Origin of the sequence: Mesorhizobium sp. M7A.F.Ca.CA.002.04.1.1, from assembly GCF_004022805.1 — a bacterium.
GTDB lineage: Bacteria > Pseudomonadota > Alphaproteobacteria > Rhizobiales > Rhizobiaceae > Mesorhizobium > Mesorhizobium ciceri.
In genome coordinates, this window is record NZ_RZPL01000171.1 from 1 (window position 1) to 8,920 (window position 8,920).

At 63.7% G+C, this 8,920-nt stretch carries 9 protein-coding genes and 1 pseudogene; 8 read left to right on the top strand and 2 right to left on the bottom strand.

The features are described from left to right. From ENZ75_RS11690 to ENZ75_RS11705, 4 genes and pseudogenes are all read left to right on the top strand, one after another. A pseudogene (locus tag ENZ75_RS11690) lies at positions 1-373 on the top strand (sugar ABC transporter ATP-binding protein); the annotation flags it as partial. A 9-nt stretch (positions 374-382) separates the two neighbouring features. Further along, positions 383-1,345: an ABC transporter permease gene (locus ENZ75_RS11695; RefSeq protein ID WP_013530475.1), complete on the top strand. Its 963-nt coding sequence runs from the start codon at positions 383-385 to the stop codon at positions 1,343-1,345. A 3-nt stretch (positions 1,346-1,348) separates the two neighbouring features. Beyond that, positions 1,349-2,302, top strand: coding sequence for an ABC transporter permease (locus tag ENZ75_RS11700; protein ID WP_063168693.1), 954 nt, complete (start codon positions 1,349-1,351; stop codon positions 2,300-2,302). A gap of 89 nt (positions 2,303-2,391) precedes the next feature. Next, positions 2,392-3,075 (top strand): SGNH/GDSL hydrolase family protein, encoded by a 684-nt coding sequence (locus ENZ75_RS11705; protein WP_013530477.1) that lies wholly within the window; start codon positions 2,392-2,394, stop codon positions 3,073-3,075. 147 nt (positions 3,076-3,222) lie between these two features. Here the strand turns inward: ENZ75_RS11705 and ENZ75_RS11710 are convergent, their stop codons facing one another. Then, a complete protein-coding gene (locus tag ENZ75_RS11710) occupies positions 3,223-3,591 on the bottom strand; it encodes a hypothetical protein (RefSeq protein ID WP_224620654.1) in 369 nt (122 codons plus the stop codon). Between the two features lie 105 nt (positions 3,592-3,696). Next, positions 3,697-4,800, bottom strand: coding sequence for a histidinol-phosphate transaminase (locus tag ENZ75_RS11715; protein ID WP_082826515.1), 1,104 nt, complete (start codon positions 4,798-4,800; stop codon positions 3,697-3,699). Between the two features lie 130 nt (positions 4,801-4,930). Here ENZ75_RS11715 and ENZ75_RS11720 point away from each other — a divergent pair, with 130 nt between their 5' ends. The 4 genes from ENZ75_RS11720 to hutC form a co-directional block, all read left to right on the top strand. After that, entirely contained in the window at positions 4,931-5,704 is a 774-nt protein-coding gene (locus tag ENZ75_RS11720; protein ID WP_024503950.1) for a 3-oxoacyl-ACP reductase family protein, read from the top strand. 207 nt (positions 5,705-5,911) lie between these two features. Next, the gene (gene hisD, locus ENZ75_RS11730; protein ID WP_024503949.1) at positions 5,912-7,234 is read left to right on the top strand and encodes a histidinol dehydrogenase; all 1,323 of its coding nucleotides are present in this window, start codon (positions 5,912-5,914) and stop codon (positions 7,232-7,234) included. 15 nt (positions 7,235-7,249) lie between these two features. Continuing rightward, positions 7,250-8,272: a zinc-binding dehydrogenase gene (locus ENZ75_RS11735; protein ID WP_063168691.1), complete on the top strand. Its 1,023-nt coding sequence runs from the start codon at positions 7,250-7,252 to the stop codon at positions 8,270-8,272. A 32-nt stretch (positions 8,273-8,304) separates the two neighbouring features. Then, positions 8,305-8,920, top strand: a 616-nt coding sequence (gene hutC / locus ENZ75_RS11740; RefSeq protein WP_128278110.1) for a histidine utilization repressor, incomplete at its 3' end; no start/stop codon positions are given.

Consider the following 8,920-nt stretch of genomic DNA (forward strand, 5'->3'; position numbering starts at 1 on the left):
CATGATGGAGGTCATGAACATAAAGGCGGCGGGCCTGTCGGCTGCGGTCGGTTCGCTGTCGGGCGGCAACCAGCAAAAGGTTCTGCTCGGCCGCTACCTTGCCGCCGATCTCGATCTTCTGCTGGTCGAAGAGCCGACGCGCGGCGTCGACATCGGCGCCAAGTCCGAGATCTACCATCTTCTGCGGGACTTCACCGCGAAGGGCGGCGCGGTGCTGGTGCTGTCGCGCGAGACGATCGAGCTGATCGGGCTCTGCGACCGCATCTACGTCGTCCATCACGACACGATCGTGGCCGAAATGCCGGCAGCGCAGGCGAGCGAACACAAGATTCTCGACGCGGCCCTCATGGGCGGCTCCACGCGCCAGCATTAGGGGCCTGCCATGGTTCGTTCGGTTTTCAACATCCTGAATGGCCGGAACACGCGGCAGGGCCTGTGGGGCCTGCCGCTGCTGGTCGCCTTGCTCATTTCGCTGTGGCTGACCGTCGAGACGACGCAGTTCGCCACGGCCGAAAACCTCTTCAACCTGGTTGCCCAGGCGATGCCGCTGATCATCGCGGCGATCGGACAGCTCGTCGTCGTGCTCATCGGCGGGCTCGACCTGTCGGTCGGCTCGGTCATCAGCTTCACCACCGCGGTGCTGGCGCTCGACCAGCCAGCGATTGTGTTGATCCCGGCGGTCTTCGTGCTGGCGGCAGTCATCGGGCTGATCAACGGTCTGGCGATCACCCGTTTCAACGTCCATCCGATCATCGCGACGCTGTCGACGCAGTACATCGTGCTCGGCATCACGCGCATCCTGCGGCCCGTCTCCGGCGGCACGGTGCCGGAGATCGTCATCGATGCCGTCTCGGGCAGTTTCCTCGGCATTCCCTATCCGGTTTTCTGGGGCATCGTCGTGATCCTGGCAGCGTGGAAACTGCTCTACGGATCCCGGTACGGGCTGCATCTGTTTGCGATTGGCGGCGGCATCGCGTCCGGCGCCGAGAGTGCTGCCCGCAATTTCGGCGTCTCCGACCGCCGCAACATCATCCTCGCCTATGTGATCTGTTCCTGTTTCGCAGCCGTTGCCGGTGTCTTCCTCGCCGGGCGCATCGTGTCGGGCGATCCGAATGTCGGGCTGCTTTTCGAACTCGATACCGTCACCGCCGTGGCGCTTGGAGGCACCCAGCTTTCCGGTGGCATAGGCAGCCTGCACGGCACCGTGATCGGCGCGCTGGTCATGGCGCTGCTGGCCAATGGCATGAACCTCGCCAACGTCTCGCCGTTCGTCCAGACCGCGATCAAGGGCGGCATCCTGCTGGCGGTGGTCGGGCTGCAATCCCGCAAGAAGATGGGGCTCTGAAAGATGGCTGCCGTTCTCGCAAATCCGATCGCCCGGCGCCTGCTGCGCATACCGCCGTCCTATTTTGTCTTCCTCGTGCTGCTGGCCACGCTGTGGATCGCACGGCCGAACATGCTCAACCTCAACATCATGGGTATCTTCGTCAGGCAGATCGTCCCGCTCGGCATCCTGGTTCTGGGGCAGCTCGTCGTCATGCGGGTGAAGTCGATCGACCTTTCCGGCGGCGGCATCATCCTGCTCATCAACTATTTCATTTCGTCGGGCACTTTCCCCGGCGCGTCGATGCCTTTCTTCGTCGTGCTGGCGCTCGGTACCGGCCTCGTCATCGGCCTGTTCAACGGCTTCATGATAGGGAGCCGGCGGGTGTCGGCGGTCATCGTCACGCTGGCGGTCAGCATCATCCTGGTCGGGCTGGTGCAGTTCCTGTCGAGCGGCAATCCGCCCGGCGATGTGCCGAAGCTGTTCAACGACCTCTACAACACGAAATTCCTGTCGGTTCCGACGCCGGTGCTGTTCTGGGTCCTGCTGACCGCTTTGGTGTGGCTGCTGCTGTCGCGGACCGTCTTTGGCCGCTACGTCGCCTCGGTCGGGGAGAATGCCGAAGCCGCGCATTTTTCCGGCGTGCCGGTCCAGCGCACGGTGATCCTTGCGCACACGCTCGCCGGCCTGATCGCGGCGATCGCGGCCCTGGTACAGACCGGTTCGATCGCCGTCGGCAGCGTCCGTGTCGGCCTCGACCTGCCGATCCTGGCGGTCGCGGCAACGATCCTCGGCGGCGTCGTCTTCGGTCGCGGCGACGGTGGCGTCTGGGGACCTTTCTTCGGGGCGTTGTGCTTTGCGCTGCTGTTCGTGGTGATGACCGTGCTCGGCATCGACGAGCCCGGCAAGCTCATCGCGCAGGGCGTCATCATCCTGGGTGCCGCGATCTTCTACGGAGTGCGGGTGCGAAACCCCTGACCTGAGACGGCGAAAGCAAGCCGACCGGTGTTCGCCGGGACCGACAAATCCACGCGTTCAGACAATTGCAAACAGATGGAGAAACATGGATGTCACCGCCAAAAAACATCATGTGCTATGGCGACTCGCTGACCTGGGGCTGGGTTCCGGTCAAGGAGGGGTCGCCGACCTACCGCTACCCCTATGACCAGCGCTGGACCGGTGTGATGGCGGCGGCGCTGGGAGGGGGCTACCACATCATCGAGGAAGGCCTGAGCGCGCGCACGACATGTCTCGACGACCCCAACGATCCGCGCCTGAACGGGGCGAACTACCTGCCCTCGGCCATCGCCAGCCATCTGCCGCTGGACCTGGTCATCGTCATGCTCGGCACCAACGACACCAAGTCCTATTTCCGCCGGACGCCTTATGAGATCGCCAATGGAATGGCGAAACTGGTCGGGCAGATCCTGACCAGTGCCGGCGGCATCGGCACCCCTTATCCGGCCCCCAAGGCGCTGGTCATTGCGCCGCCGCCGCTGACCCCGATGCCCGATCCATGGTTCGAGGGCATGTTCGGCGGCGGGCACGAAAAATCCAGGGACCTGGCCAGGCAGTACAAGGCGATGGCGGATTTCATGAAGATCGATTTCCTCAATGCCGGCGATTACCTCACCACGGACGGTGTCGACGGAATTCATTTCACCGCCGCAAACAACGCCGATCTGGGACGCGCCGTCGCCGACAAGGTCAAGTCGATCCTCGAGCCGGGCCAGGTCAGCACCGCCGCTTGAAGCCGCCACGCCCGTCGGCTTGCGGCACACAGGCCCACGGCGCAGGTGTGTCGCAGGTTCCTCCGGCGATGCACATCGATGCGGGGCCGAACGATGCGTTTGGCCCCGCATTGATATGGCGCCCGGCGCCGGCAGATGTGCGTCGATCTAGGGGCTTGGCCTCGGAACATCATCGGCCGATGCTTTGGTTTGACGATCGAAGACGACCGCCAGGCCGTTCTTGACGGCAAGTGAGGCGACCATGTCGTCGAGCTCGCGATCGGGAATGGCGGGTTTGAGGACCTGCCGGATGGCCCGATAGGCCTGCTCGGTCGACACATAGTCATAGCGCTTTTTACGCGCTTCCACATATTGCTCGATGAGAATGCCCAATCGGCGGGCGGCTATGTCATCTGGCTGCTGCAAGGGAGCCTCCTCAAGCGTCGATCGTTTGCAGACCCCCCGGATGTAAAAACCCACGCTGCGAAAGTTAAGGCCTGCGGCTGGTCCGAAGCCAAATAAATACGCTGTGGTCATCGACGATCCGCACGGCAGCCAAGCCAAGCGTCGGTCAAGGCCTTGGGCGAAATAGGGCGGCAGCGATCGGCTCCCAAGCGCGGAGCGATCCGCCCAGACGTGCATTCACAACAGCGTCGACAGAGCGGCCATGAAGTGGTCGTTTTCCGAAGTCGAGCCGATGCTGACACGCACATAGGTGTCAAAGCCCTGCTGCTTCCACGGTTTGACGATGACCCCTTGCCGCAGCAGGCCTTCGACGAAGACGGAGGCATCTTGCCGGCAGTTGAAGAACAGGAAATTGCCTCTGGAGGCGGCGACGTCGAGGCCCTTGCTCGCCAGGAAAGTCTCGACGCGTTTTCTCTCCGCCCTGGCCAGAGCTACGACCCTGGCGAGGTGTTCGTCATCGGCCAGCGCCGCGAATGCTGCGGCCTGGGCCATGCCGTTGGCGTTGAAAGGCGTGCGGACGCGGTCGAGCAGCGTGCGCAGCTCCGGGTCGCCGACGATGCCGAAGCCGATCCGCAATCCGGCCAGGCCGAACGCCTTGGAAAAGGTCCGAAGCACGATCCACGGCCGGTCGAGCTTTCCCAGATAGGGCAGGGATGACGCATAGTCGTCGCCCTTGGCATATTCGGCATAGGCTTCGTCGATGACGATCAGCGTCTCGTCGCTCGTCGCATCCAGAACCCTCGACAGATTGCCGCCGGAGAGCCAGCTGCCGACCGGGTTCATCGGGTTCGAGAACAGCAGCATGCGCGGCCGTTCGCGCACCGCCTCGACCAGCGCATCGACATTGATGGTCAGATCGTCGTTGACGACAACGCGATTGACGGTAGCGCCCATCAACGTGGTGTAGTCCTCATGCAGCGGAAACGACGGATAGAGCGTGACGACGGCGTCGCCCGGCCGCAACACGGCGCGGCTGATGACGGAGAGAAGATCTTCGGAACCGTTGCCGAGGATAATCTGGTCCTCGGCGACGGCATATTTGTCGCCGATCGCCTGGCGCAGCTTGCGCCCGGCAGGATCCGGATAGAGGCGGAACATCTCGGAGCCGGCATGCATCGTGGCGGCGAGGGTCGGGCTGGGCCCGAGCGGGTTTTCGTTCGAGCCCAGTTTGGCGATTCTGGCCGGTGCGTATCGTTTCCGTACCTCGTCAATGGTCAGTCCGGAATTGTAGGGCGACAGGCGGTTGACTTCGGTGCGGACCATATCCGAGGCTTTCGACACGGGCTGGCTCCTCTGCGGTGGATTTCGTCATCCGTACCGCAGCTGAAATGCTTTGTATATGCTTGTATATGTAACTTGACCTGATAGTCTCTACGCCGAAGCGGAAACCGACACCGACCAGGAGGATCACATGCGCAACGCTTCTCTCTTCGATCTCTCCGGCAGGAAGGCGCTTGTCACCGGCGCCAGCCGTGGCATCGGGCGCAGCATCGCCGAAGCGCTGAGTGCTGCCGGCGCCGACGTCGCGGTCACGGCGCGCAGCCTGGCCGCGCTGGAGCACACGACGGTCGCCATCCGCGCGGCCGGTGGGGTGGCGCATGCCATCGCTCTCGACGTCACCGATGTCGGCCGCTGCCGCGCAGCCACCAACGAGGCTGCCAGCCTGCTTGGTGGTCTCGACATTCTCGTCAACAATGCCGGGATGGAGGAGGTGCGGCCCTCGCTCGATGTCGACGAGGCGCTGTGGGACAGGATCGTCGACACGAATCTGAAGGGAGCGTTCTTCTGCGCCCAGGCCGCCGCGCGGCAGATGCGCGACGCCGGCCGTCCCGGCACCATCATCAACCTGTGCTCGCTGACGTCGGAAGTCGGAATCCCAACCGCGGTGCCGTATGGCTCGTCGAAGTCCGGCCTGCTCGGCATGACGCGGGCGCTTGCGGCCGAGTGGGCGGAGCTTGGCATAAGGGTCAACGCCATCGCGCCGGGCTATTTCAGGACGGCGATGACGGACGTTTTTTACAACAACGAGGCATGGCAGCACTCCATGCTGGCCAAGATCCCGCAGCGGCGTTTCGGTGATCTCTCCGACCTGCATGGCATCGCCGTGTTCCTCGCTTCGGATGCGGCGGCCTACATAACCGGCCAGTCCATTCCGGTCGATGGCGGCTTTCTCGCCTCGATCTGATGAGGCAGGTTTATCTCGGTAGTTTCGACGGGAAGGAAGATGGAAAAATCGCTGGCGACCGTCACATAGACATGTATATACTTTTGGCCGAGTGAAGCCTCTCGACGGCTTTGATCCTTGTTCAGGGTCGACCTGTCGGCCCGCAGCATATGGCCGGCCTGCGCCAGCCGTGATTGCGTTCCAAGAGTTCCAGGAGAACGAGCAGCCATGTCCGACATCAGCTTCCACGATTTGTCATCCATCGATGCCGACCAGCGCGCCAGTCTGCTGAAGCGCGCCGAGGCCGATCTGACGGTCTTCGTCGAGAAGGTCCGGCCGATCATCCAGGCCGTCAAGGACGAAGGCGACGCCGCCTTGATCCGCTTCGCCAGGGAACTCGACAAGGCCAATGTCGCCGAGGGCGAGCTGCAGGTGTCGGAAGCCGAGTTCGACGCGGCGTTCGACAAGGTGGAAAAGGACGTCGTCGAGAGCATCCAGTTCGGCATCGACAACATCAGGCATTTCCATGAGGAGCAGAAGCCGGAAACGATGTGGCTCAAGGAAGTCCGGCCGGGCGCCTATGCCGGCGACCGGTACACGCCGATCGCTTCCGTTGCGCTCTACGTGCCGCGCGGCAAGGGTGCTTTCCCATCGGTGACGATGATGACGTCGGTGCCGGCGGTGATTGCCGGCGTGCCGCAAATCGCCATCGTGACGCCGCCGACATCGGATGGTTCGGTGGACGCGGCAACGTTGGTCGCCGCACGCCTCGCCGGCGTCGGAACCGTCTACAAATGCGGCGGCGCTCAGGCAGTTGCCGCCGTCGCCTACGGCACGGAGACGGTGAAGCCCGCGCTCAAGATCGTCGGCCCCGGCAGCCCCTGGGTGGTGGCGGCCAAGAGCGTGCTGTCTTCGGTCATCAACACAGGCCTTCCGGCCGGGCCGTCCGAAGCGATCATCTTTGCCGATGACAGCGTCGACGGCGGGCTTGCCGCGCTCGACCTGTTGATCGAAGCCGAGCACGGGCCGGATTCCTCGGCCTATCTGGTGACGCACAGCCGCAAGGTCGCCGAAGCCGCATTGGCTGCAATCCCGGAGCATTGGTCGCGGATGACCGAGCAGCGTGTCGAGTTTTCACGCGCGGTGCTGACCGGCAAGCGCGGTGGCATCGTGCTGACCGCGTCGCTGGAAGACAGCTACCGCTTCATCAACGACTATGCGCCCGAACATCTCGAGATCCTGTCGAAGGAGCCGTTCGCGCATCTCGGGCGCATCACGGAGGCGGCTGAAATCCTGATGGGGCCGCACACGCCGGTGACGCTGGCCAATTTCGTGCTTGGACCCAATGCGGTGCTGCCGACCAGCCGTTGGGCGCGGACCTACGGGCCGCTTTCGGTGACGGATTTCGTCAAGCGCTCGTCGGTCGGCTATGTCACCTCGGTGGCCTATCCGGAACTCGCTCTGCACGCCCGCAGGCTCGCCCGCTACGAGGGCTTCAGCTCGCATGAGAACGCGGTCTCGGAGATCCGCGACCGCTATCTTGCCGGCTGAGCGGAACCGATCGAGATGAAGGCGGCACGACTTTACGGGCCCGGCGATCTGCGCGTCGAGGACATCGCGACGCCGGGCGCGCCGGATGCAGGCTGGGTGAAGCTCAGGGTCGATGCCGCCGGCATCTGCGGTTCGGACCTGCATAATTTCCGCACGGGACAGTGGATAAGCCGGTCGCCTTCGACGGCCGGCCATGAACTCACCGGCACGGTGACCGCCACCGGCGCGGGCGTCGACGCCTTCGCTATCGGTGACAGGGTTGTCGCCGATTCCCGCTTCTGGTGCGGAGACTGCGCGCAATGCCAAGCCGGCAGGCGTCATCTCTGCGCGTCACTGGGCTTCGTCGGAGAAATCTGCGACGGCGGATTTGCCGAACAGGCCGTGCTGCCCGCACGGCTTTTGCATATCATCGATGCCGGGCTCGACGAGCGGGTCGCGGCAATGGCCGAGCCGCTGGCGGTGGCGCTGCACGCGGTGCGGCGCCTGCCGAAAACGACAGGCTTCGTGCTGGTCGTCGGCTGCGGGCCGATCGGCGGTCTTGCCGCCCTGCTGTTGTCGCGGACCTTCGCCGGCACCGTGCTGATCGCCGACCGCAACCAGAGCCGCTGCGCCCGGGTGGCGCGGGTGACGGGTGCCCGGATCGTCGATCTGAGCCGGGACGCCGTTGCCGCCGCAACTGCCAATGCCCCGCTGCTCGCGGCCATCGAGGCGACCGGCAGCGTCGCGGCGCTCAATCAGCTGCTCGGCGTTCTCGATCCCGGCGGTACGATCGCCATGGTCGGCATCTTCCACGGCCGCCTCGACATTGATCCCAATACGCTGGTCGAACGCGAAATCGGGTTGCTGGGATGCCATGCCTTTGCCGACGAACTGCCCGAGGCCGTGCGGATGCTGGGTGAATTGAGCGAACCGCTGCTGGCGCTGATCGACCAGGAGATCGGCCTGGATGACATTCCGGCTGCCTATGAGCGGCTGTTGGCGGGGCGCAGCGACGGCTTGAAAACAATCATCCGCATGCGGCAACCTGTCGAGTCGTGATTTCCGATGAATCGCCGGAAAGGACTTTTGAAATGATCACTTTGCCCGACACCGCCAGCCCTCTTTACGAGAAGGTGAAGGACTACATCCTGGCAAACATCGGAACGGGCCGGTGGGGCAAAGATCGCAAGCTGCCGTCCGAGAATGAGTTGGTCGCTTCACTCGGCGTCTCGCGGATGACGGTTCACCGGGCGCTCAGAGAATTGACCTCGGCCGGGTTTCTGATCCGCCTGCAAGGTGTGGGAACCTTCATCGCGCCACCGCGGCCACAGTCGACGCTGATCGAGATCAACAACATCGCAGCCGAGATCGTCGAGCGCGGCAACAGACATCGTTCCGAAGTCCTCGTCCTCGAAACCATCATGCCGACAAAAGAGCTGGCGCTGTCGTTCGAATTTCCAAAGCGCGTCTCGATCTATCATTCCGTCGTCGTCAATTTCGAGAACGATCTGCCGGTGCAACTCGAAGAGCGCTTCGTCAATCCGAGCCTTATCCCCGACTATGACAAGCAGGATTTTTCGAAGACGGCGACCTATGACTACCTCATGCAGAAAACCCCGGTGACCGAGGTCGAGCATATCATTTCCGCCATCCCGGCGGATGCCGAGACGGCGCGGCATCTGGGCATCGATGTCGGCGCCTGCTGCC